Genomic DNA, 23379 nt, shown 5'->3' with positions numbered 1-23379 from the left:
TGATCCCATCCCGAACTCAGAAGTGAAACAAGCCTGCGCCGATGGTAGTGTGGCACTTGCCCATGTGAGAGTAGGTCATCGTCAGACTCTTAATACCAAAAACCCCAGCTTCGTACGAGGCTGGGGTTTTTTCATTTCTGGGTGTCAGTCATAAGCTACTTCCAGTGTAAATAACCTCCCAGCCAGCCCGGGCTGCTGTTCTGGTGATTCAATGGTAGCGCACCGCCGTCGTCAATGGCGATGCACAGGGACCGAGCTTCGCTGTGGCCTGAATCACCTCAGTTGAACCATTCCTCGCTTACTGTGTTTGTTTCAGTAGCTTGTTCACCAGTGCTCTTAAAGCGGCTGGCTTAACGGGTTTATACAGAATCTGATAACCGCGATTAATCGCGTCTTCACGAACTTCTGGTGCCATATACCCGGTAATAAGTATTCCTGGGATCTGGGTTCCAAGCTCCGTTCGCACATTGTCCATCGCATCAAGACCGTTCTGGTTGTCATCGAGTTGGTAGTCGGCGAGGATGATATTCGGCTTGCGTCCTTCTAGTTTTTTTAGCGCCGTTTTCAAGCTCTCCGCAGCTGTAACATCACACTTCCAGTTACCCAACAGAGCAACCATGCCTTGCAGTATGGCAGAATCGTTGTCAATGCAGAGCACGTGCAGGCCTCCAAGGCTGGAAACGCGCCGTGATACTGGTTGGCTACGGCTTATCTCGGTGTGTGTTTTCTCCGCAGCAGTAAGGGGGACCGTTATGCCGAAAACGCTGCCTTTCCCCTGTGTTGATAGCACCGTTACCGGGTGATTAAGCATGCCGCTGATACGATCAACGATGGCTAGGCCTAATCCCAGTCCTTTTTTGTCTTGTCCATGCTGGAACCGACGAAACTCTTCAAAAATGTGGGTTAATTGATCCTCGGACATTCCGGGACCGGTGTCCCAAATCTCGATCCTGAGGTAGCCCCTTAGGCGGCGGCACCCCATTAGAATTCGGCCGCTATCGCAATACCTGATCGCATTAGACAGGAAGTTCTGAACGACCCGCCTGAGTAACTTTGCATCAGACCGAACCCAAGCCGAACTGGGCACCACATTGAGTTCGAGACCTTGGTCTTTGGCAATAGCAGAAAACTCGGTCGCAAGATGGCTCAGAAGGTCATTTACCGGAAACACGGTAATGTCGGGTTCCAAGGCGCCCGCATCGAGTTTTGATATGTCCAGCAACGTACTAATGATTTCTTCCGCAGCGCCCAGGGAGCTGTCGATGTGCTGAATCAGTTCGGACGTTTCGCCGTTTACCGCTTTTCCTGATAGGGCAGAGGTGAATAATCGAGCGGCATTTAGGGGTTGCAACAAATCGTGGCTGGCTGCGGCCAGAAAACGCGTCTTACTTTGGTTAGCCTGCTCTGCAACGGACTTGGCTTTGAGCATTTGCTCGTTAATTACTTGCAGTTCTTGTGTCCGTTCACGAACGCGCTGCTCGAGATAGATATTGGTTTCTTTTAGCGCCTGCTCGGTACGTCGCATTGGCGTGATGTCTTGGAAGGTCGTTACATAGCCGCCACCGGGGATGGGGCTGCCATCGATACGTATAACGGTGCCATCCGGGCGTTGACGCTCGTACGACATGGGTTCGCCTGCCCGCATACTGGTACAACGGCCCTCTATGATTTCATCAATACGACGAGCGGATAGGTTAGCGTTCATTAAGTTATAGCGTATCAGGTCTTCGACCGGACGACCGACCCTTATATAGCCTTTGGGGTAGCTGAAAAGCTCTTGGTAGCGTTGATTCCAGACAACTAATTGTTGCTGGTGATTGACGACTGACACACCCAAGCTGATGTTTTCTATGGCTGATTGCAGAAGTTCGCGGCTGAAGGTCATCGCCTGGGACGCTTCGTCCACGATGCTGACAACGTCTTCAATCTGCATGTCACGGCCGGTCAGGGTCGATTCAAGTACAACCCTAGCGGTGGATGCCCCAATAACCGAAGCCAGCTGTCGTTCAATGTATTTCCGCAGGTGGGTAGATGCTTCCCGGTGAGGGTAAAGTCGAATTGCGTTTCGGCGCTCGTAATTATGGAACACGCTTTCCGAGCGTTCCTCCCCCATAAAACGATCCGTCAGTGCCTGAAGGTCAGACACCAGCACTTCACCCTGCCAGCTGTGGTTGGCGGGGTTGTCATGTCGGGGATCAAATTCCTGGAAGAATGCGGCAAGCTGAATTTTTTCCCGAATACGTTGGCGGGTTATCACAGATAACAGTAAATAGGCTGCTGTATTGATTCCTAGACTCCACAGTATGCCGTGGGTCATCTGATCGAGTTCTGAACCAAATAGGGCTGTTGGCCGTGTCCAGCTCCAACCGAACAGGCCGTTGTTGATTAGTCCATCATCTATCCAGCCTGTAGAAACCAGTGCCGGTAATAGCAGGGTGTAACACCAAACGGAGAAGCCCAGGCCAAGCCCCCAGATAGCGCCTGTCGCATTACCTTGTCGCCATAGAATGCCACCGACTAGAGCGGGGCCGAACTGTGCGGCGGCGGCGAAAGATAGCAGCCCGAAAGCGGTCAGGCTGTAGTCTTGTCCCGCCATGCGATAAAAACCGTAGGCGGTTAACAAAACGACGAAGATAGCGACGCGCCGAATGGTTAGTAGCAGGTAGCTCAAGTCCGCTCGACGGTTCATCCTCGGTCTGAAGAATTTTAGAAGCCCGGGCATGATGATTTCGTTGCTTACCATCGTGGATATGGCAACCGAGCAGACAATCACCATCGCCGCTGCTGCAGAACCGCCTCCAAGAAAGGCGAGTATCGCAAGCCACTGCTGGCCGGCCATTATTGGCAGTTGCAGGATCACAACGTCGGGATTGGTACCCAGGCTGTCTGCATATAAAAGACCTGCTGCGGCAATCGGGATAACGAATGCGGTTGCGATGATCAAATACACCGGCATAGCCCATCGGGCAACATCGAAGTCTCGATGATCTGCGTTCTCAACCACCATGACGTGGAATTGCCGTGGCAGACAGATAATCGCCAGCATGGCTACCAGCGTTTGGGTGATGAACGCTGGTGCATCGAAGCTGCCGGTCGTGAGCGTTCCGATTAAGTCTGCATCGGCGGCTTTTTGGAATAAGTCGCCGAATCCATTAAACAATCCGTAGCCAACGAATAGCCCGACGGCGATGAACGCAACCAATTTAATCAACGATTCGAAGGCAATCGCCTGAATCATGCCTCGGTGATGTTCGGTAGATTCCAGGTGCCGGGTTCCAAATAGAACAGTAAATACGGCGAGGGTGAGGGTGATATACCATGCGGAATCGTTCCAGATCGTGCTGAGACCAGTCAGGGGGTGGCTATTATCTGACAAAACACTGAAACCAAGAGCGATCGCTTTGAGTTGTAAGGCTATGTAGGGCACGCTGCCGATCAGTGCGACTGCAGCAACCATGGCCGCCAGCAATTGGGACTTACCATACCGTGACGCGATGAAATCGGCGATTGAGGTACTGTTGTTGCGTTTGCTGATATGAATAATTCGGCGAAGCAACGGCGCAAAAAAGAGAAAAACCAGGAGCGGGCCGAGGTAAATCGACGCAAAGCCGAAGCCTTCCTGAGTAGCACGTCCCACAGCTCCGTAAAACGTCCAGGAGGTGAAATAAACCGCCAGAGAAAGGCTGTAGATATGTGTGCGGGCCAGAGTGTGGCGGTACAGCCTCGGATGCTTGTCGCCTGCCCAGGCAATGAAAAACAGCAGTGAAATGTAGGTGATCGATATTAAGACAAGCAGCCAGGCACTAATCATGTATTGCGTCTATCCAGTCAGATCTATCAGGCGCCACACACAGTGTTAAGTAGCGGATCGTTGATGTTGAGCCGTTTAAGGTTGTCCACCCGAGGGGTTCCATCGCTTGCCAAGGGGACTAGCTCTTGAGTTTGACAGTTGATCAGATGCACACGGTGGGAAACGGCATCCGTTACTGTTTGCTCAAACCGGTACAAGGTAAAGCGAACAATCTCGGCGTTCTCCGTATCCCGGGCAATGCTTTCGACATCTACTGCTGAAAATGCAGTGACGTAAGGAAACGCAAACGTCCATGGACGGAAGAATAATTGTTCCCGTTCAGTATCAACCACCACGGCTTCATCGGGCAATAGTGTTTGTTTGTGGTCGTACCAAGTGTATTCTCCGTAAACCAGATAACTCAGCATCCCGAGCCCTGCAAAAACCGGAATAATCCATCTGGGGGCTTTCTTAGCGGTGATGGCGCGAATGCCCAGTGCAATGCCAGCAGCGCCCAGGCCGCAAATAATCGTGGCCACAAAGTTCCAAAACATAAAACGGTATCCTCAATAAAGAACGGGCTTCCTCACTTGAGGAAGCCCGTTCGGTATCAACCTGTCATTATCAGTAACAAATCAGGTTGTCATGCAGTTCAGTGATCGTGGGCTGTACCGGCACCGCGAGGGTAACGGACGCTTTCAACCAATTCCTGAATTTCTACCGGCGGTTCAGCCGTCACTTTCGATACACTGAAGGCTACCGCAAAGTTAACGATTGCACCAATTGCACCAATAGACAGAGGGGAAATCCCCAGTACCCAGTTTTCAGGGGAGTCCGTCAGGGTGTTGGTGCCCGGAATGAACAGCCAGCCTTTGTAGGTGAAAATATACACCAAGGTAAAGGTTAGGCCCGCCAGCATGCCGGAAATTGCGCCCACATTATTTACCCGCTTGGAGAAGATGCCCATCATCAACGCGGGGAACAGTGAGGCTCCTGCTATCCCGAAGGCCAGCGCCACTACTTGAGCGGCGAAACCCGGGGGATTTGCGCCTAGCCATGTGGCAACCACAATCGCGACAGCCATTGAAATTCGGGCCGCGAGCAATTCGCCTTTATCGCTGATGTTGGGGTTAAGTCGGCCTTTGATTAAATCGTGACTCACAGCAGACGATATTGCCAGTAATAACCCGGCGGCAGTAGACAGTGCTGCAGCCAAACCGCCTGCGGCAATCAAGCCAATAACCCATCCCGGCAGGTTGGCAATTTCAGGGTTCGCCAAAACTAGGATGTCGTTGTTGACGACCAGTTCGTTGCCTGCCCAGCCACGCTCGGAAGCGGTAGCGGCGAAGTCTGCATTCTTATCGTTATACAGCTGGATACGGCCATCGCTGTTTTTATCTTCGTACGAGATCAGGCCAGTTTCTTCCCAGGTGGCAATCCAGCCAGGACGCTGATCGTATTCGATTGGCTGAGCCTGAGTGCCTTCAGGATAGATGGTCGTCATCAGGTTCAAGCGAGCCATGGACGCTACGGCTGGCGCCGTCAGATAAAGCAGAGCAATGAAGACCAGCGCCCAGCCGCCGGACCAACGCGCATCCGATACTTTGGGAACTGTGAAGAAGCGGATGATGACGTGTGGTAAGCCGGCGGTACCGATCATCAGTGACAGGGTGAACAACACCATGTTCAACTTGTTATCGACATCGGCGGTGTACTGGTTGAAGCCTAGATCGGTGATGACTTGATTCAGCTTCGTCAGTAACGGCAGGCCAGATTCGGTGTGAGTAGAAAACATACCGAGACCTGGAATCGGGTTGCCAGTCAGATGAAGGGAGATAAAGACCGCCGGAATGGTGTAGGCCACGATGAGCACACAGTACTGTGCGACTTGGGTGTATGTGATGCCTTTCATGCCACCGAGTACAGCGTAGATGAAGACGACAATAGCGGCGATAATCAAACCGTTGGTTGCTTCAACTTCCAAAAAGCGAGAAAAAGCGACACCTGCGCCCGCCATCTGGCCGATGACGTAAGTAACCGACGCAACAATCAAGCAAATAACAGCCACGAGGCGTGCATTGGCACTGTAATATCGGTCACCGATGAATTCCGGAACCGTGAACTTGCCGAACTTGCGCAAGTAAGGAGCCAGTAACATGGCCAGCAAAACGTACCCGCCGGTCCAGCCCATCAAGAACGTAGAGTTGGCGTAACCACCCGCAGCAATCAGGCCGGCCATGGAGATAAAGGAAGCCGCGGACATCCAGTCGGCGCCAATCGCCATACCGTTTGTAACAGGATGGACGCCGCCACCGGCAACGTAGAAGTCGCTGGTACTGCCGGCTTTTGCCCAAATGGCAATGCCGATGTAGATGAGGAAGGAACCCCCAACGAATAGCAAATTAATCGCAAATTGGCTCATGGGTGATTACTCCTCGTGTACGCCGAATTTTTCATCGATTTTGTTCATGCGCCATGCGTAGAAGAAAATCAGAATGATGAAAGTAATGATGGAACCTTGCTGGGCGAACCAGAAGCCTAGATCGGTACCACCTACTTCAATGCCGGCAAGCATTGGGCGTAGGAGAATTGCAGCGCCATATGAAACCGAAGCCCAGACGATCAGGCTTCCGAAGATTAGGCGAAGATTGGATTTCCAGTAGTTTTCAGCGTCGTAGCTATGTCCTGACATAAGCTCACTCCCATATTGTTTTTGTAAAGCTCGGCTGGCGATCTTTTTGGGTCATGCGGTTAGAGAATTTATTATTCATAGTGTTGTTCTCTGACTTGTTGTCGTTATCGACTTTACTCGTCAATGACATTATGGATATTGGCAAATGGTCTTATTAATTCGGCTACAAAGCCGCGCCGCGTCAGGCTTTTGGGCGGAGTGGGGCGGCGCTAAAATCTTTTCATTTTCTGTAAACGTCGTTGATAACGCAGCTTTTGAGAGAGATCTTTCAGTGTTTTTACGTCTAACCGCTTGGCCGCGTTAAGGGCGATCAAGGTGAGTTCGGCGGTTACCATCGCATCAGCAGCTGCGTGATGCCGTTCACTAACTTCCAGTCCGAAAAGGTCCGACCAATGATCCAGCCCCTTGCCTTTAGGATCCGCTTTCGGGAAAAAAGCAGGCATCAGTTCTGCAACGTCCATCCAAACGTGGGAGCGTGAGTAGCCGAGTTGGACTTTTAACGTTCGTTCAAGAAACCGTTTATCAAACTCGGCGTGATAGGCCAAGATCGGATCACCGTCCATCCATTCCAGCAGGTGCAGCAACGCTTCTTTTGTTTCCTGGCCCTGTGTGAGGGCTTCCGGGCCTATACCATGAATCAGCACGGTTTCACGGATGTCTAATTCAGGACGTCGAAGAATCAGATCGAACTGATCGTCCAGATGTATCGCGCCTTTCTCAATGGCCACCGCTCCAATGGCGATCACTTCATCCTTGGCCATGTTTAAACCGGTTGTTTCGAGGTCTAGAACGATCAGGCGAGAATGGAAAAGTTTTTGCTCTCCTACCGTTTTGGGTGTTGGCAGATTTTCCGTATCGATGGTTGTATCGGCGTTGCGTTCAGGAAAAAGCCAACGTTTAAAGTTCGAAAACATAGTGATGCCAAGCTCTATAATTGGTAAGCCAGTTCCAGCTTTTGCTGGAGCCGCTGGGCCTGACGAAAAGATTCCCTCAGGATACGCCGGTCGAGAGGGTTCAGGTCGTCCGGGTCAATGTAATTGGTGAGCGGTTCGTCATTGGCTAACATGTCCTGATGGGCTCGCATCCGTATTGCTTGAATCAGGCTGTAGGACTCTTTCCATGCACCGGCATCTTTGTCATCAAAAACGCCTTTTTTGGCGAGTTCACTCAGACGCTCAAGTGTGTTGGCTGCTTTGATCCCGTTCGCTAAGGCAAACACCCGGATGGATTCAACGAAAGGTGCCAAGCCTTGGCGTTTGAGATCCAGCACTTTCTTATTGTCGTCGTTCAGATAGCGGAAAGTGCGGAACATGGTAAGGGGCGGTTTGCGCTGAAGAGCGTTACCGGCCAACATTTTCTGAAACAGTGCGTTTTTCTGAATGCGTGCCAACACCTTGCTAAACAATCGCCTGAGCGGCTCCTCCGGTCCGAAAACCGCCCGCATGTCTAAAAAGATGGAAGAATAGACCAGGTTTTGAGGTGTGGATGCGTCGATAAAACGCTGAAACCAGTCGTCCCACTCCGCTTCACTGAGGCACAGCTTGGGATTGCTGGCCATAATATTGCCTTTGCACAATGTGAAGCCGCATTGAGCCAGTTCGTCATTGACCTTGCGGGCAAACGGCAATAGCTTTCCGCGGACTTGGTCTTCGGTCATGTCGTCGGGAGTATCGAACAAGATGCCATTGTCTTGATCGGTCAGAAGGGTCTGTTCCTGACGGCCCTCGCTGCCAAAGGTCAGCCAGGTGAAGGGGATTCCTGGGTCATTTTGCTTTAGATTTAGTTCTAGTACGCGGCGCACAGTAACATCGTTTAGCGTGGTGATGATTTTGACAACCTGACCAGAATCCGCGCCGTGGGCAAGCATAGTGTCAACCAGCCTAGACACATCATGGCGCAGGCTAATTAACGTGCTTAATTGTGGAGCCGTACTGATGGTTCGAGCCAGGTGCACCAAATCGACTCGCTGTAATGAAAACAGGTCACGTTCCGAAACCACACCGATTAAACGATTATTGTCATCCACCACGCACACGTGAGCAAAATGCCGTTCAGCCATCACCATGGCCGCGTCAAAGGCATCCTCAGTGGCGAGTAAGCGGCATGGCTCTGGTGTCATCACTTGGCTGATGGGCGCGCTGAGAGAGTCCACTCCCTCGGCAATCAACATGCGCAAATCTCTGAGCGTGAAGATACCGGTAGGTTGTTGACGATCGTCAGTGACCACTATGCTGCCGACATTGTTCTCATGCATCCGGGCAACGGCTTCGTTAACCGGAAGGTCCGCCGTACAAACGATCGGTGCGCGCAGTGCGTAACGCTCGAGTGGCGTGTCCAAACTGCTGCTAGAGCCTATGGATGCCATGGCTGTGGACTGAATGCGTTGGTTTACCTGATCGAGCAGGCTGCTCACACCGCGAAGACAAAAGTCCCGGAAGGGCTCGCTCTCTGCAAACAGGGTCACAAAAGCCGGCTGATCAATGCTTAAGCAAAAGGTGTCACCTGCTGCCCGGTGAAGCGTGCGGGTAGGGCGCTCGCCTATCAGTGCGGCAAGCGGAAAGCATTCACCTTTGCTGATTTCGAAGGTGGTTTCGGCACGATTATCCTTCTCACTGAAACGCTCGCCTCGAATACGACCTTGTTTAACCACCCAAAAATCTTTAACGACGCCACCATCGGGGGAAAGAACTTCTTCTCCATCACTGAAAAACGTCAGCTTTGCGTTCTCCGCGAAATGCGCCAGATGCGGATCGTCCATATTCGAAAAAGGCGCGTGTTCTCTCAAAAAAGTCATGATCGCGCGGGTGTTCTGAGGAAGCGTGGTGTCGGGACTGTCTGTTTTCATAAAGAGATCCATCGTGCCGTGCAGGGGTGGGTGCTTGCGCCGCCTCACCATTCTTATGGGCTGTTCGAAGTGTAGTTCAGTAACTGTAGACGACGCCCTACGATTTTCGTCCTATGTGATAACGAGCTTTGCTTTATGGGATCCCGGTGCAGTGATAGAGTTCCGTTACTCGTCAACGTGGATTCGTATGTGTTATGACCTCCAAAGATGAGCGCCTGGCTTTCCTAGAAGAAATGAAAGACGTGCGGCGCATACGTAAACCGAACCGTGCCGACGTCGTGGCACGCACGGAGCTTACTCCTGGGCATCTGATGCGCCAGCAAGCCGCGGTAGAGGCTCAGGTCCGTGATGTTAATCCCTTAACGGCTGACGTGGTCGAGCCGCTAACAGCGCACGATGTTTTAAGTTGGCAGCGGCCCGGGGTTCAGCATGGCGTGTTTAAAAAACTCAGGTTGGGGCAGTATCCCATCGAGGCTCGGCTTGATTTACACCGAATGACGGTCGAAGAGGCCCGAAAAGAGGTGTTCCAGTTCATCAATGAGTGCGTAAATTACGGGCTGCGTTCTGTCATCATTCTTCATGGTAAGGGAGAGCGCAACCCGGATGGCATTGCCCAACTAAAAAGTTATCTGGCGAAATGGTTGCCCGAGTTGGGCTCGGTACTGGCATTCCATTCGGCACAAAAACGGCATGGTGGAACCGGGGCTGCGTACGTGATGGTTCGCAAAAGCGACCACGAAAAACAGCAGAACAGAGAAGTGCATGGAGGCTCCTGAGCAGGCGTTGTGCGCCGACCAACGATTCCTTCATACATAAAGGTGGTAATAATGAACAAGCGTTCTTTTGCAATGGTGGCGATGATCGCGTTATTCACATTGGCGGGCTGTAAAGACCGCGTGATCTGGAATGACAACGGTAAAGTAGAAGAAGCGACCCAGGATCGTAAGGTTTGGGATTCCAACGGAAAAATGGATTCTGGGAATCGTGAAATCTGGGTGGATAAAAACGGTAACGAAGTCGTTAAATAACGGTTATCGACGGCCGGATTAAAATAATACGGGAGTGGAACATGGCGTTAAGCCTGACAGTAAATGGCCAGCACTATAGTTTGGACGTAGAACTCGATACCCCTTTGTTGTGGGTGCTGCGGGACGAGCTTAATTTAAAAGGAACCAAGTTTGGTTGTGGCGCCGGCTTGTGTGGCGCGTGTACGGTGCATGTTAACGGCCAACCAACTCGCTCCTGCTCCACGCCTGTTGAGTATTTGGATGGTGCCGAGATAACCACCATCGAAGGGTTGTCTGAAAACGGCGAGTTGCATCCGCTTCAAAAAGCATGGGTGGCCGAAGGTGTCCCGCAGTGCGGTTACTGCCAATCTGGCCAAATTATGACCGCTGCCCATTTTCTGGCGAACACATCATCCCCCTCTAGAGAAGACATTGTAACGGCTATGTCAGGTAATCTGTGCCGCTGTGGCACATACTCCCGCATTGTGGCTGCCGTTGAATCCGTTGTCGATGGCGTAGGCCATTTCGAGCCAGAGCAGGAGGAAGTCTGAAATGACGATGAATCGCCGTGACTTCATGAAAGTCAGTACTGCCGCGTCTGGCAGTCTGATGCTCGCTGTATCACTTCCCGGATGCTCGACCATCAAAACCGGTTTTGAAAAAGAAAGCGGACAATGGTCGCCCGACGTTTGGCTTGAGCTGACGACGAACGACGAAATTTTCTTCACGTTGGCACGAGTTGAAATGGGGCAGGGAACCTACACCGGTTTGACCACGCTGGTTGCCGAGGAGTTGGATGTCGATCCAGCCCGAATCAAAGTGAAGTTTGCGCCAGTCGCACCGGAATATCGCAACCCGTTGTATGGTTTGCAGGCTACAGGCGGAAGTACCAGTGTAGCCATTAGCTGGAAGCCACTGCGAGAAGCGGGTGCTTCGGCAAGACAAATGCTGGTAATGGCAGCTGCTCGTGTCTGGAAGGTAGACGACGCTGAGTGCAGTACTCAAGACGGTCGGGTTGTTCACCCCAATGGCATCGACTCGCTACGTTACGGCCAGTTGGTTGAGTTGGCGGACAAAGAGATTGTGCGTGGTGATGTTGCTTTGAAGCCACGCTCCGAATGGAAATACATCGGGCGCGAAGGCGGAAAGTTGGATAGCGAAGCCAAGGCAACCGGTAAAGCGGTTTATGGTATCGATGTTGAGTTGCCCGGGATGGTTTACGCGGTGATGACGCGTTGCCCGCGTTATGGGGGTAAAGCTACCGGTTTTAACCGGAGCGACGTGTTGGCGTGGCCGGGTGTGCTGGACGCTTTCATCACCGAACGCGGTGTTGCCGTGGTCGCCGATCGGTATTGGCGGGCGCGAAAGGCGCAGAATGCTTTGAAAGTTGACTGGGATTTCTCAGAAGCGATTGACTTAAATAACGATCAGGTCTTCGATAGCTATCGCGAGGCGGCCAACGAAGACGCGGGCGCTCAGGAACGGTCCGACGGTGATTTCGATGATGCCGTTGAAAGCGCTAGCCGTGTGGTTGAGGCGGAGTATGAGCAGCCCTATCTGGATCATGCTGCCATGGAACCCATGAACGCAACGGCTTGGTACCGTGATGGCAGCATGGAAGTTTGGGCATCGACCCAAGCTCCGGATTTGGCGCGTATCGCTGCAGCACGGCACTCAAGCCTGTCGCCGGGTGATGTCACCGTTCACACCACGTTTTTAGGTGGTGGTTTTGGACGACGTTTGACTCAGGATTATGTCGAAGAAGTTGCCATCGTTGCGTATAAGATCAAAAAGCCGGTTAAGTTGATCTGGTCTCGTGAAGAAGATGTGCGTCATGGCTTCTGGCGACCGGCGATGTTGCACCGAATGAAAGCCAGTTTCAAAGGTAATGAGTTAACCGGCTGGGATCACCAGATTGTTGGGCCTCAGATTCTTGATTGGTACGTTCGGAATGCTGCGCCGGCACAGTACCCTTGGGCACCCAAATTTCTATACGGAACCTTGGGCCGCGTGGGTTTGATGGCTGAAGGGGTTGCGACACCTAAAGACATGTCCGCGATTGAAGGTGCCATCGGGTACCCGTATCAGGTGGAGAACGTTAGTGTTCGCCATACTCATACAGATCCGGGTGTGCCGATTACGTGGTGGCGTTCTGTCGGGTACTCCCATAATGGTTTTGCGGTAGAAACCTTTATGGACGAGCTGGCTCACGAGGCCGGGCAAGAACCACTGCAGTTCCGAAGAAAGCTCCTCGCCAACGAGCCGCGTCATCGTGCAGTGCTTGATCGGGCAGCTGAACGGGCTGGATGGGGAACCCCGCTAGGCGAAGGCCGGGCCCGCGGTATATCCCTGTTCAAATCGTTCGGTACCTACGTTGCTCAAGTGGTTGAGGCGAGCATCGAGAACGGTGAAATCAAAGTTCATAAAGTTACCTGCAGTGTCGATTGTGGCCAGGTGGTGAACCCACGAGTGGTCCAAGACCAAATTTCCGGTGGTATCCTGTTTGGGCTTAGCGCTGCACTGTTCGGAGAAATTACCTTCAAGAACGGAGAAGTTCAGCAGAGCAACTTCCACGACTCGCGCGTGTTGCGTATGCACCAAGTGCCGGAAGTGGTGGTGGATATTGTGGATAGTGACGTTGAACCCACGGGTGTGGGTGAGCCGGGCGTACCAGCGGTGATTCCGGCGCTGGGTAATGCTCTGTTCGCGCTGACAGGAAAACGGCAGCGTAGGTTGCCGCTTACCGCAGGATAAAGCGGTTTGCCGGAGCGATCGGCCGCCCTATAATGGCGGCCGATATCCGCCCCGAAGGGCCAACTCTAACCGGGAGTGAGCCAATGTTTGATGTTACCCAATACGCCACAGCGGCTCAGGCTATTGTTGATGCCGGGCGTTTTCTTTACGACCGAGGCTGGTCACCTGCCACCAGCAGCAACTATTCCGCGCGTCTGGATCACGACCACGTTGCTATTACTGTCTCGGGACGGCATAAGGGTCAGCTCTCCACGAACGATGTCATGGTAGTGGACCTTAACGGAAACCCTGTCCAGAGCACGGCGAAATCCTCTGCTGAAACCCTCCTGCACACCGTTCTTTACCAAATCTATCCGGATGTCGGCGCTGTATTGCATACGCACTCCGTAAAGGCGACAGTATTAAGTCGATTGATTGAAGCCGGCGCGCCGTTCGAGGTGGAAGGGTATGAGCTGCAGAAGGCGTTTCCCGGCGTAGAGAGTCACGACGGCCGGTTGAGAATTCCAGTCTTTGAAAACACCCAGCATATTCCTGCGCTGGCGGAACGAACACGAGAGTGGTTCCAGCATCATCCGGAGCAGCCCGGTTATCTGATTCGGGGCCACGGTCTTTATACCTGGGGCGAGACTATGGCGGATTGCCTGCGTCATGTGGAAGCGTTTGAATTCCTTTTTGAATGTGAACTTGAAACTATGAGAGTCTGCCGATGACCACTCTGAGCATTTTCAACCAGAACCAGCCCGACACCGCTCATACGGTCACGTCTGACCCGGAAGTGATTCGCAGCGCTCTGAAGGAGCATGGTGTCCGCTTTGAGCGTTGGCCTACCCGTGATCTCTCGGCGGGCGCCGATCAAGAGCAAATTTTGGCGGTTTACGCCGATGAAATTAATCAGCTCAAACAAGAGAGCGGCTTCCAGACGGCCGACGTGGTTAGCCTAACTCCAGATCATCCCCAGAAGGCAGAATTCCGTAAAAAGTTTCTGGACGAGCACACCCACAGCGAAGACGAAGTGCGGTTTTTCGTACACGGCCAAGGGTTGTTCTATCTGCATTTTGACGATCAGATCTTCGCAGTGATGTGTCAGAAAAACGATCTGATCAGTGTGCCGAATGGCACCCGTCACTGGTTTGACATGGGGGCAGAGCCGGAATTCACCTGTATTCGCTTGTTCACCAATCCCGAAGGGTGGGTAGCCAGCTTTACCGGCGAAGACATTGCTACACGCATTCCAAGGTATGAGGCCTTGGCAGGAGTGACGGCATGATCCGCGTTATTTTGACCGACATCGAAGGCACCACCAGTTCGATTTCATTCGTACACGACGAGTTGTTTCCCTACGCCAGCAAACACCTGCCGGACTTCGTGCGGGAGCATCACCACACTACCCGCGCAGTATCTGAGCAGTTGGCGATCGTGGCAGAAAAAAGCGGAGTCGATAGTAAAGATGTCGAAGGGTTGATTGATGTTCTTCAAAACTGGATTGCCGAAGATCGTAAAGAAGGTTCCCTGAAGGCACTGCAAGGCATGATCTGGGAGCAAGGCTACCGAAGCGGCGAATTGAAAGGGCATATCTATCCGGATGCGGCGGACTATCTGCAGCGATGGCATGACCGTGGTTTGCGGCTTTTCGTGTATTCGTCCGGGTCGGTCAAAGCTCAAAAGCTGATTTTTGGTCACAGCAATGAAGGGGATTTTACCCCTTTCTTCTCCGGCTACTTTGACACCGCGGTGGGGGGCAAAAAAGAAGCTCAATCCTATCACAATATTTTGTCTGAACTTGGCGTTGACCCTAAGTCGGTGCTATTCCTGTCGGATGTGGAGGCCGAACTCGAAGCAGCTGAACAAGCGGGCTTGAAAACAGCCTGGCTGATCCGGGACGGTGACGTGCCCGATACCGATCGTTTTGCTGCCCGTGATTTTTCGGAGGTTGATGCACTCCTGCGCATACGTTAGGAGGTAGACATGATGCCCGGCGATAGAAGAAAACAATGGCTGATTCCGGGTGTTCTTCTTCTATTTTTGGCGGGTTGTAATCCGTTCACTGGAGCCGAACCGATGATGGAAGAGTACCTGAGCCGGCTGGCTCGGGTGCTCGATACCTCCGTTGCACCCCCGCCTTCAGATCTGCCCACCGCTACCACCCTGCCCAAACGCCGTGATCGTGTTCTCCACATTCCCGAGTTGGAGCTGGGCATGCTCGATTTTCTATCTCTGTATGGCTGTGAGCTCCAATACGTGGTGGGCGAAAGAAATTCGGTGATGGGCCGGGTTATGCAACCAATCAACCGATTACGGTATGAGATTCGTTTTATCCAAAGCGCCAAACGTTGTGTGCGACAGATTGACGACGAAGAGCTGCAGGCCACGCTGGAGCAGGCCATTGAAAGCAAGCATCAGACGCTACCGCTTGCGGTGTGGAATGCTACGTGGGGCACCGAAGAGATCGAAAAGCTGTTTACCTTGTCAAAGGGCTACTACCCCGTGGCGGTCGAGCAGAATTTGTTGACCGATCTCGCTCTGGACTTGGATCAGCTGAACCAGATGGTAAAAGCCTTGAACAACCAGCAGTTGGACGTGCCGTTGAATGATCTCGGGCAGATACACCAGCGCTGGCAAGCGCAGTTTCTGGCGGGGCAGGTGATTAACAGCGCCCGTTTGTTGATTGCGACGCTGAACTCGGGCACCGATACGCTGAAGACGAGGCTTGAAGAGCGGCCGCTGTGTTTGAACGGTAAGCCCAATAATCAATCCAACATCGTTCAGAGTTTCTTTTTCAAGGTGTATATCGGCGAGGTTCAGCCGTATATGAGTGGCGTTAGTCGGGCCCGAGACAGCTTAATTCGCGGTTTTTCCCGTTTGGCGGAACAGCAAAAGGCCGTGATGCCGGATACCTTTGAGCAATGGTATGACCGACACCTTTCCGAGGAAACAAGTGAAAGTCTATGGAAAGAGCTGGACCAAGCGATGATGCGTCATACTCGTCATTGGCAGGACTTGCTGGCCCAGTGTGGTCTGCGACCCGGAGCTTGATCAGCGCTGGCTTTCCGGCGTTACCCGAAGGATTTCTTCAACGGTGGTTTGTCCTGCCGCTACTTTCTGGGCGCCGCTTAATCTGAGTGATTTCATGCCCTCTTTGTAGGCGTCTCGCCTCAACGCTTCGAGCTCGCAGCGGTCATTTATCTGCCCGGTCAGATTATCTGACAGGGTCATGATTTCATACACTCCTGAACGGCCCATATATCCGGTGTTTCGGCACTCCAGGCAGCCCACCGGGTGGAAGAACTGCCGGGGCGCGGGGGCTTTCCATGGCCGGGTCAGAGTTTGCCAGGCTTGCTCGTCGGCTTCGCCCGGTTGTTTGCAGTGAGGACAAAGATTCCGGGTTAGGCGTTGTGCCATGACACCGAGCACCGTGGCTCGGATCAAGTAGGGTGGAATGCCCAATTCCATCAACCGGGTAATGGCGCTTGGTGCGTCATTGGTGTGCAGTGTCGAAAGCACCAAATGACCAGTCAGTGCGGCTTGTACTGCCATCTCGGCGGTTTCTAAATCCCGTATTTCACCAATCATGATGATATCAGGGTCTTGGCGTAGAAGGGCTCTTACGCCGTGAGCGAAAGTAAGGTCAATGTTGTTCTGTACCTGCATCTGATTGAAAGCTGGCTCGACCATTTCGATCGGGTCTTCGATGGTGCAGATATTCAGTTCCGGTGAGGCCAGCTGCTTCAAGGTAGAGTAAAGCGTTGTGGTTTTGCCAGAACCTGTTGGGCCGGTTACCAGCACAATGCCGTGAGGGCGTGACGTGATGCTGTGCCAGCGGCTGCGGTCTTCTTTACTGAAACCAAGCTGTTCAAACGATTTCAGTAGGACTTCCGGGTCAAAAATCCGCATCACCATTTTCTCGCCAAAGGCGGTGGGCATGGTGGCTAAGCGGAGTTCCACTTCTCGATTGTCCGGTTTTCGGGTTTTTATGCGTCCGTCCTGTGGGCGCCTTTTTTCGGCAACGTTCAGGCGGCCCAAAATTTTCAGGCGACTGGTAATGGCTGTGCCGACGTGCTCCGGAAATTCGTAAACATTGTGCAATACGCCATCGATGCGGAATCTTACCTGAGTGACGGCTCGCCGCGGTTCAATGTGAATATCCGATGCGCGTTGCTCGAAGGCGTATTGCAACAGCCAGTCGACAATTTTAACCACATGTTGGTCGTTGGCATCCGCGCTATCACTGGTGCCAAGGTCTAGTAGTTGTTCAAGGTTTTGGTTGCCGGCGGGCCCTGATTTCGCGCCGCCACTGGCTTTGCTGACAGAAGCTGCAAGCTGGTAAAACTCCACAGTGTATCGGCGGATGGCTTCCGGGTTGGCGACAACGCGTCGAATGTCTTTACGAACCGCTTGGCGAAGGTTGCTTTCCCATTCCCGTTTGAACGGCTCACTGCTGGCGATCACCACGTCGTCGTCGGTGATCTCGACCGCCAGAATGCCGTGGCGCTGAGCAAAGGCGTAAGACATGACTCGGGCAATGGCCGGAGTATCAATCTTAAGTGGATCTATGTGGTAGTAATCTTGCTGGCCCCAAGTTGCAAGCCAATGGGTTAAGCGGTCCAGATCCAGCGTACGGCCGTCGGTCTGGCTGCTCAGGCCGGCAATGGCAACCAGTTCCAGTGGGTGCCTGGGCGTTGTGTTCGTGCCCTCTGAGGCTGCCCCCAAATTTGCGGTGAGGACCTTTTCCGCATCTTGCTGACTGATTTCCTCGCTCTCAACCAGCGCAGTGCACACGTCTCTCAGGGTGAGCGTGCGATGGTGGGGCGGTGCTGGCATTGCGAGTGTTTGATCAGCCATCCTTTTTTGCCTCTCAAGTGGGGTGTATTAGGCGCTAACCGGGCGGTTCACCTTCAGGTGAATCATGGCAACCGTAAACAGCAGGAAGGTGAGTGCCGTCATGATGACCGGTCCGATAGCGCCTTCGCTAAGCCACGCTGAAACAACCGCTTGGGTGAAGTAGAAAATCAGCACAAACGACATCCAGATATAACTGCGGTTGTGGCCGCGGAATACGGGAACTATAAACGCCAGCAGAGGCAGCAGCTTGACCGAAAGCATCAGAACGATGGAAACCCCCTCAACCGGCGCCGGATAGAACGTTGTCAGAACCAGTGTAGCCAATACGGCAAGATAGAGCCCGCTGGTCACACGAGCGGTGGATTTGGCTTTGTCATTGTGAAGCATAAAAGGGTCCGAGTAGTTAACGTCGTTGACTGCGTCAGTCAGACAGTTTTTGAGCCAAGCGAGCCAGCCGTTCGCCGAATGCTTGGCATAGGATTCGTTCGTGTTCGCTGAGTGCTTGTTCTGCCCCTGTACCGGCCCAGTGGGAAGGTCCGTAGGGCGTTCCACCGGTGGTGGTTTCATTCAGCGCGTTTTCTGAGTAGGGCAGGCCGCACAGTACCATTCCATGGTGTAACAGAGGCAGCATCATTGTTAATAGAGTGGTTTCCTGCCCTCCATGCAGGCTGCCTGTTGAAGTAAAGGCGCCTCCCGGTTTGCCGGCTAACTTACCGTTCAGCCACAAATCTCCGGTGCCATCCAGAAAATGTTTGAGCGGTGCCGCCATGTTACCGAAACGGGTAGGGCTGCCCAGAGCCAAGCCGGAACAATTGGCCAGTTCTTCTCGCGTAGCATAGGGCGCGCCGGTGTCTGGCACGGCAGGTTGACTGGCCACCGTATCCGGAGAAACAGGGGGGACGGTGCGAATTTTCGCTTCCAGCCCGGTTACCCGGGAAACGCCGCGCCCGATTTGTTTGGCCATTTCAGCCGTTTGGCCATTTCGGCTGTAATAAAGAACGAGAATATAAGGGCTGAGATGGCTCATGCCTGGCTCCTGGAGAGGGCTCCGTTAAAGAATGTCGAGCACCGATTCTGGCGGTCGTCCGATGGCGGCTTTGTTGTTGGCTAGAACGATAGGGCGCTCGATAAGCTTGGGTGTGGCTATCATCGCTTGTACCAACTGCTCACGGGTCAACTCCGGGCTGTCTAAACTCTGCTCTTTGTATTCGGATTCCTTGGTGCGCATGAGCTCCCGGGGTTCACAGCCTAGCAGGTCAAGAATATGTAGTAGCTCTTGCTCTGTCGGAGGCGTCTCCAGGTAGCGTATAATCTCCGGTTCGATGCCTTTTTGCTGAAGCAGCTCAAGGGTCTGGCGTGATTTTGAGCACCGTGGGTTATGGAAAATGCGGGTTTGTTCTGTCATGGTCATGCTCGATTAACAGTCGTGATTACGGTCTAATTTGGGGCGTAGTCTAACAGGAGGAAATCCCTTGCAGTACCCTCGGTACTTGTCCATTCCACGAATCCCCTCGTCTTTATATCGCCCGCAATGGTTAGCGTTCTTGGCGCTGAGTGTAGGGTTGGCTCTGTCCGGTTGTAGCAAAGTGGAGATGGAAAAGGCCGATGGAACCCTTAAAAGCTGGGACAGTTATCGCGGGCAATGGGTGTTGGTGAATTATTGGGCTGAGTGGTGCAAGCCCTGTCTTGAAGAAATCCCTGAACTGAATCAGCTCGACAAAGCACCAGACATATCGGTGTTGGGAGTGAATTTCGATGGTGTAGAGGGTGAAACCCTGCAGGATCTCGGCGCACGAATGGGGATTGAGTACACCATGTTGGCGAAAGACCCCGCACCAGAATTTGGTTGGAATATACCGATGGCCCTTCCGGCTACTTTTGTGGTCAGCCCGGACGGCGATCTGATTGAAACTCGGTTCGGTCCGCAAACCGAAGATGACATTCGCACAGTGATCGGCAATTGAACATGGCAAATACTTTCGTACACCTGCGCGTACATTCTGAATATTCCATGGTGGATGGCCTGGTTCGGGTCAAGCCGCTGATCAATCGGGTGGCTGAGTTGGGGATGCCAGCCGTTGGACTTACCGAACAGTCCAACATGTGTTCGCTGGTTCGGTTTTACCAGGGAACCATGGGAGCAGGTATAAAACCGATCGTGGGCGCTGACCTGTGGTTGGAAAACCCGGATGAGCCCGAAAACCCGTTCCGCCTTACTTTGCTCGCGCGTGACAACGACGGCTACCTGCACCTAACGGAAATTATTTCCTTGGGCTATACCGAGGGGCAAAAATACGGCAAACCGATTGTTCGAAAAGAATGGTTGGAGGCTCGTGCTGGCGGCTTGATCGCTTTGTCGGGCGCAAAAATGGGTGACGTTGGAAAGGCATTGCTGGCGGAAAAACCGGATCTAGCCCGGGAGCGTGCGCAGTACTGGAAAAATTTGTACCCCGCTAGCTATTACCTGGAGTTGCAGCGTACCGACCGGGCCGGTGATGAAGATTGTTTGCACTTGAGTGTTGAACTGGCGGCTGAGATGGGGTTGCCAGTGGTAGCGACCAACGATGTGCACTTCCTGACCGCCGATGATTTTGAGGCGCACGAAGCTCGAGTGTGCATTGGTGAAAGTCGCACCTTGGACGATCCGAGACGGGATCGCCGGTTCAGTGACCGGCAGTACCTGCGAAGCGCCGAGGAAATGATCGAACTGTTTTCGGATATTCCCGAAGCGATCGAAAATACCGTCGAGATTGCTCGTCGCTGCTCGGTAAAAGTTCGACTGGGTGAGTACTTCCTGCCGAATTATCCGATCCCGGATGGCATGACCATGGATGACTACTTCCGCAAAGTGTCGGAAGAAGGTCTGGATATGCGTTTGGAATCCATCCTGAGCAAGGATGACCCGGACTACGATCAAAAGCGTGCCGCCTATGACGAACGCTTGAAGTTTGAACTCGACATTATCATCCAGATGGGGTTCCCGGGTTACTTCCTGATCGTTATGGACTTCATCAAGTGGGCCAAAAACAACGGGGTGCCCGTTGGGCCGGGTCGTGGTTCCGGTGCCGGCTCGCTGGTTGCTTATGTGTTGTTAATCACCGACCTGGATCCGCTTGAATACGATTTGCTGTTTGAGCGATTCCTGAACCCGGAGCGGGTATCCATGCCCGACTTCGACGTCGACTTCTGCATGGAAGGCCGGGACCGGGTCATTGAATACACCGCGCAGAAATACGGCCGTGAAGCGGTGTCCCAGATTATTACCTTCGGTACCATGGCTGCGAAGGCGGTGGTGCGAGACGTGGCGCGAGTTCAGGGTAAGTCCTATGGCCTGGCAGATAAGCTCTCCAAGCTGATTCCGTTCGAAGTAGGCATGACTCTGAATAAGGCCATCGAGCAGGAGCCCCAGCTTAAAGAGTTTCTGGAGCAAGACGAAGAAGCTCAGGAAATCTGGGAAATGGCGCTCAAGCTCGAGGGTGTTTGCCGGAACGCCGGTAAGCACGCCGGGGGTGTCGTCATCGCGCCCACCAAGATTACCGACTTTTCGCCCTTGTATTGCGATGACGAGGGCGGAAGCCTGGTCACCCAGTTCGATAAAGGTGACGTTGAAGAAGCCGGATTGGTGAAATTCGACTTCTTGGGTCTGCGGACTCTGACCATCATCAAATGGGCTCTGCACATGATCAACCCGCGCCGGGAAAAGCGCGGGGAGCCGGAACTCGATATAGCGACGATCCCTCTGGACGATAAAGCCTCGTTCGAAATGCTGAAGAAGGCTGAGACAACGGCCGTATTCCAGCTTGAATCACGAGGCATGAAAGATCTGATTCGGCGGCTGCAACCGGACTCGCTGGAAGACATGATCGCACTGGTAGCACTGTTCCGGCCTGGCCCGCTTCAATCTGGCATGGTTGACGACTTTATCGACCGGAAGCACGGCCGGCAGCCGATGTCCTACCCACATCCGGATTATCAATACGAAGGCCTGAAACCAGTATTGGAGCCCACTTACGGGGTTATCCTGTATCAGGAACAGGTCATGCAGATCGCCCAGGTCATGGCGGGATATACCCTGGGTGGCGCCGACATGCTTCGCCGAGCGATGGGTAAGAAAAAACCCGAGGAAATGGCCAAGCAGAAAGCGTTGTTTCTCGATGGTTGTGAAGAAAACGGCATCGACAAAGCGCTGGCTGAGAACATCTTCGACCTGGTTGAGAAATTTGCCGGCTATGGCTTTAACAAGTCTCACTCCGCAGCCTACGCCCTGGTGTCGTACCAGACATTATGGATGAAGGCCCATTACCCTGCTGAATTTATGGCAGCGGTACTGACAGCGGATATGCAGAACACCGACAAGGTGGTCACGCTGGTCGAAGAATGCCGGAATATGAAGCTCGACCTGCTGGTGCCGGACGTGAGTCGTTCTGAGTACACTTTTACTGTTAACGATGATGGCCAGGTCGTCTACGGGCTGGGTGCCATCAAAGGTTTGGGTGAAGGCCCTATTGAAAGCGTGGTTGCAGCAGCCAAAGAAGGGGGTCCGTTTCAGGATATCTTTGACTTCGCTCGCCGGGTTGATCTGAAGAAGGTTAACAAGCGTGCCATGGAGGCGTTGATTCGCGCCGGTGCGATGGACAAGCTCGGAGCGACTCGGGCTCAGCTTATGGCCAGCATTGATAAGGCTATACAGCAAGCTGGTCAACAATCTCGAAACGATGCTGTTGGCATGGTGGATATGTTCGGGGAAATGCTCGGTGGCGGAGATGACGAAGAGGTGTATGCCGACGTCGCTGGTGTCCGCGAATGGCCTGAAAAGCAGCGCCTTAAAGGTGAAAAAGACACGCTGGGCATTTATCTTACCGGCCACCCCTTCGATGAGTACGAAAAAGAGGTGCGCCGCTTTGTGCGTTCGTCGATTTCGGAGCTAAAACCCAACAAGTCCCCTCAACGAGTGGCGGGCTTGGTGGTGGCGCAGCGCACGATGAAGACTCGCACAGGTTCAACCATGTGCTTCATCACCTTAGACGATCGCAGTGCCCGAATTGAAGCGACCCTGTTTTCGGAAGCCTATTTTGAAAACAGGGAGTTGTTGCAGTCGGATCAAGTGATCGTGTTGGAAGGGCAGGTCAGCCACGACGATTACTCCGGGCAGATGAAGATGCGTGTGAGCTCGGTCACCGATGTGGCTACCGCGCGTCAGCAGTTCAGCCGAGGAATTCGATTAGCATTGCATGCTGATCAGTTGCAAAACGGTCTACTGGATAAAATAGATGACACGCTACGGCCGTTCCGTAACGACGGCAGCCCGGTATGGATTGAGTATAGTAGCGCAGAAGCCCGCACCCGCATTGAGCTAGGAGAATCTTGGCGTGTGCAGCCGGATGACGATCTTCTGTTTGAGCTGAAGCATTTGGTGGGCGACCAAGCTGTAGAACTGGTCTATGATTAAGAC

Annotated in this window: 20 protein-coding genes and 1 rRNA gene; 11 read left to right on the top strand and 10 right to left on the bottom strand. The window is 53.1% G+C overall.

Translation table 11 applies throughout. The features are described 5' to 3' along the window. Positions 1-87 (top strand): 5S ribosomal RNA (gene rrf, locus K5L82_RS02125); the annotation flags it as partial. A 211-nt stretch (positions 88-298) separates the two neighbouring features. Here rrf and K5L82_RS02120 read toward each other — a convergent pair. The 6 genes from K5L82_RS02120 to K5L82_RS02095 all read right to left on the bottom strand — a co-directional run bounded on the left by K5L82_RS02120 (position 299) and on the right by K5L82_RS02095 (position 9327). Continuing rightward, positions 299-3811 (bottom strand): PAS domain-containing hybrid sensor histidine kinase/response regulator, encoded by a 3513-nt coding sequence (locus tag K5L82_RS02120; protein ID WP_223132981.1) that lies wholly within the window; start codon positions 3809-3811, stop codon positions 299-301. Between the two features lie 26 nt (positions 3812-3837). Then, the gene (locus tag K5L82_RS02115; protein WP_133005159.1) at positions 3838-4344 is read right to left on the bottom strand and encodes a hypothetical protein; all 507 of its coding nucleotides are present in this window, start codon (positions 4342-4344) and stop codon (positions 3838-3840) included. Between the two features lie 98 nt (positions 4345-4442). Then, complete coding sequence (locus tag K5L82_RS02110) at positions 4443-6212, bottom strand: sodium:solute symporter family protein (protein ID WP_133005160.1); 1770 nt, start codon at positions 6210-6212, stop codon at positions 4443-4445. Between the two features lie 6 nt (positions 6213-6218). Then, entirely contained in the window at positions 6219-6482 is a 264-nt protein-coding gene (locus K5L82_RS02105; protein ID WP_133005161.1) for a DUF4212 domain-containing protein, read from the bottom strand. A gap of 209 nt (positions 6483-6691) precedes the next feature. Then, a complete protein-coding gene (locus K5L82_RS02100; RefSeq protein ID WP_223132980.1) occupies positions 6692-7396 on the bottom strand; it encodes a PolC-type DNA polymerase III in 705 nt (234 codons plus the stop codon). Between the two features lie 14 nt (positions 7397-7410). Next, entirely contained in the window at positions 7411-9327 is a 1917-nt protein-coding gene (locus tag K5L82_RS02095; RefSeq protein ID WP_223132979.1) for a putative nucleotidyltransferase substrate binding domain-containing protein, read from the bottom strand. Between the two features lie 194 nt (positions 9328-9521). On the opposite strand from K5L82_RS02095, the gene smrA reads away from it, so the two are divergent. The 8 genes from smrA (at position 9522) to K5L82_RS02055 (ending at position 16121) form a co-directional block, all read left to right on the top strand. Next, positions 9522-10103 (top strand): DNA endonuclease SmrA, encoded by a 582-nt coding sequence (smrA, locus tag K5L82_RS02090; RefSeq protein ID WP_223132978.1) that lies wholly within the window; start codon positions 9522-9524, stop codon positions 10101-10103. 51 nt (positions 10104-10154) lie between these two features. Next, positions 10155-10355, top strand: coding sequence for a hypothetical protein (locus K5L82_RS02085; RefSeq protein WP_223132977.1), 201 nt, complete (start codon positions 10155-10157; stop codon positions 10353-10355). Between the two features lie 41 nt (positions 10356-10396). Continuing rightward, positions 10397-10885 carry a (2Fe-2S)-binding protein gene (locus tag K5L82_RS02080; protein WP_133005166.1) on the top strand — a complete coding sequence of 163 codons (489 nt, stop codon included), beginning with the start codon at positions 10397-10399 and terminating at the stop codon, positions 10883-10885. Position 10886: 1 nt separating this feature from the next. After that, entirely contained in the window at positions 10887-13088 is a 2202-nt protein-coding gene (locus tag K5L82_RS02075) for a xanthine dehydrogenase family protein molybdopterin-binding subunit (protein WP_223132976.1), read from the top strand. A gap of 83 nt (positions 13089-13171) precedes the next feature. After that, positions 13172-13798 (top strand): methylthioribulose 1-phosphate dehydratase, encoded by a 627-nt coding sequence (locus tag K5L82_RS02070; protein WP_223132975.1) that lies wholly within the window; start codon positions 13172-13174, stop codon positions 13796-13798. Then, a complete protein-coding gene (locus tag K5L82_RS02065; protein ID WP_133005169.1) occupies positions 13795-14355 on the top strand; it encodes a 1,2-dihydroxy-3-keto-5-methylthiopentene dioxygenase in 561 nt (186 codons plus the stop codon). Before K5L82_RS02070 ends, K5L82_RS02065 begins: the two co-directional genes overlap by 4 nt. After that, complete coding sequence (gene mtnC, locus K5L82_RS02060) at positions 14352-15044, top strand: acireductone synthase (RefSeq protein WP_223132974.1); 693 nt, start codon at positions 14352-14354, stop codon at positions 15042-15044. Before K5L82_RS02065 ends, mtnC begins: the two co-directional genes overlap by 4 nt. A 9-nt stretch (positions 15045-15053) precedes the next feature. Continuing rightward, positions 15054-16121, top strand: a complete 1068-nt coding sequence (locus K5L82_RS02055) for a DUF3080 domain-containing protein (RefSeq protein ID WP_262492464.1) — start codon at positions 15054-15056, stop codon at positions 16119-16121. Here K5L82_RS02055 and K5L82_RS02050 read toward each other — a convergent pair whose 3' ends face one another. The 4 genes from K5L82_RS02050 to arsC are packed head-to-tail and all read right to left on the bottom strand — an operon-like array spanning position 16122 to position 19332. Next, the gene (locus K5L82_RS02050; RefSeq protein ID WP_133005171.1) at positions 16122-17927 is read right to left on the bottom strand and encodes a GspE/PulE family protein; all 1806 of its coding nucleotides are present in this window, start codon (positions 17925-17927) and stop codon (positions 16122-16124) included. Between the two features lie 27 nt (positions 17928-17954). After that, on the bottom strand, positions 17955-18314 hold the full coding sequence (locus K5L82_RS02045) for a DUF2069 domain-containing protein (RefSeq protein WP_133005172.1): 360 nt from the start codon (positions 18312-18314) through the stop codon (positions 17955-17957). Between the two features lie 34 nt (positions 18315-18348). Then, a complete protein-coding gene (gene wrbA / locus K5L82_RS02040; RefSeq protein ID WP_223132973.1) occupies positions 18349-18954 on the bottom strand; it encodes an NAD(P)H:quinone oxidoreductase in 606 nt (201 codons plus the stop codon). Between the two features lie 24 nt (positions 18955-18978). Beyond that, complete coding sequence (gene arsC / locus K5L82_RS02035) at positions 18979-19332, bottom strand: arsenate reductase (glutaredoxin) (RefSeq protein ID WP_133005174.1); 354 nt, start codon at positions 19330-19332, stop codon at positions 18979-18981. A 67-nt stretch (positions 19333-19399) separates the two neighbouring features. Between arsC and K5L82_RS02030 the strand changes: the two genes are divergently transcribed. Both K5L82_RS02030 and dnaE read left to right on the top strand, forming a co-directional pair. Beyond that, positions 19400-19891 carry a TlpA family protein disulfide reductase gene (locus K5L82_RS02030; protein ID WP_262492463.1) on the top strand — a complete coding sequence of 164 codons (492 nt, stop codon included), beginning with the start codon at positions 19400-19402 and terminating at the stop codon, positions 19889-19891. Between the two features lie 2 nt (positions 19892-19893). After that, entirely contained in the window at positions 19894-23376 is a 3483-nt protein-coding gene (gene dnaE / locus K5L82_RS02025) for a DNA polymerase III subunit alpha (RefSeq protein WP_133005175.1), read from the top strand. Positions 23377-23379: the final 3 nt, after the last annotated feature.

The sequence above is a fragment of the Marinobacter sp. AL4B genome (assembly GCF_019916045.1).
Classification (GTDB): Bacteria; Pseudomonadota; Gammaproteobacteria; order Pseudomonadales; family Oleiphilaceae; genus Marinobacter.
The sequence above is the reverse complement of the archived record's forward strand: the minus strand, read 5'-3'. Positions and strand labels throughout refer to the sequence as shown.

Excerpts from the sequence above, each read along its gene's own strand:
- K5L82_RS02120 (WP_223132981.1), bottom strand. The coding sequence starts at position 3,811 with ATGATTAGTGCCTGGCTGCTTGTCTTAATATCGATCACCTACATTTCA.
- K5L82_RS02115 (WP_133005159.1), bottom strand. The coding sequence starts at position 4,344 with ATGTTTTGGAACTTTGTGGCCACGATTATTTGCGGCCTGGGCGCTGCT.
- K5L82_RS02110 (WP_133005160.1), bottom strand. The coding sequence starts at position 6,212 with ATGAGCCAATTTGCGATTAATTTGCTATTCGTTGGGGGTTCCTTCCTC.
- K5L82_RS02105 (WP_133005161.1), bottom strand. The coding sequence starts at position 6,482 with ATGTCAGGACATAGCTACGACGCTGAAAACTACTGGAAATCCAATCTT.
- K5L82_RS02100 (WP_223132980.1), bottom strand. The coding sequence starts at position 7,396 with ATGTTTTCGAACTTTAAACGTTGGCTTTTTCCTGAACGCAACGCCGAT.
- K5L82_RS02095 (WP_223132979.1), bottom strand. The coding sequence starts at position 9,327 with ATGAAAACAGACAGTCCCGACACCACGCTTCCTCAGAACACCCGCGCG.
- smrA (WP_223132978.1), top strand. The coding sequence starts at position 9,522 with ATGACCTCCAAAGATGAGCGCCTGGCTTTCCTAGAAGAAATGAAAGAC.
- K5L82_RS02085 (WP_223132977.1), top strand. The coding sequence starts at position 10,155 with ATGAACAAGCGTTCTTTTGCAATGGTGGCGATGATCGCGTTATTCACA.
- K5L82_RS02080 (WP_133005166.1), top strand. The coding sequence starts at position 10,397 with ATGGCGTTAAGCCTGACAGTAAATGGCCAGCACTATAGTTTGGACGTA.
- K5L82_RS02075 (WP_223132976.1), top strand. The coding sequence starts at position 10,887 with ATGACGATGAATCGCCGTGACTTCATGAAAGTCAGTACTGCCGCGTCT.
- K5L82_RS02070 (WP_223132975.1), top strand. The coding sequence starts at position 13,172 with ATGTTTGATGTTACCCAATACGCCACAGCGGCTCAGGCTATTGTTGAT.
- K5L82_RS02065 (WP_133005169.1), top strand. The coding sequence starts at position 13,795 with ATGACCACTCTGAGCATTTTCAACCAGAACCAGCCCGACACCGCTCAT.
- mtnC (WP_223132974.1), top strand. The coding sequence starts at position 14,352 with ATGATCCGCGTTATTTTGACCGACATCGAAGGCACCACCAGTTCGATT.
- K5L82_RS02055 (WP_262492464.1), top strand. The coding sequence starts at position 15,054 with ATGATGCCCGGCGATAGAAGAAAACAATGGCTGATTCCGGGTGTTCTT.
- K5L82_RS02050 (WP_133005171.1), bottom strand. The coding sequence starts at position 17,927 with ATGGCTGATCAAACACTCGCAATGCCAGCACCGCCCCACCATCGCACG.
- K5L82_RS02045 (WP_133005172.1), bottom strand. The coding sequence starts at position 18,314 with ATGCTTCACAATGACAAAGCCAAATCCACCGCTCGTGTGACCAGCGGG.
- wrbA (WP_223132973.1), bottom strand. The coding sequence starts at position 18,954 with ATGAGCCATCTCAGCCCTTATATTCTCGTTCTTTATTACAGCCGAAAT.
- arsC (WP_133005174.1), bottom strand. The coding sequence starts at position 19,332 with ATGACAGAACAAACCCGCATTTTCCATAACCCACGGTGCTCAAAATCA.
- dnaE (WP_133005175.1), top strand. The coding sequence starts at position 19,894 with ATGGCAAATACTTTCGTACACCTGCGCGTACATTCTGAATATTCCATG.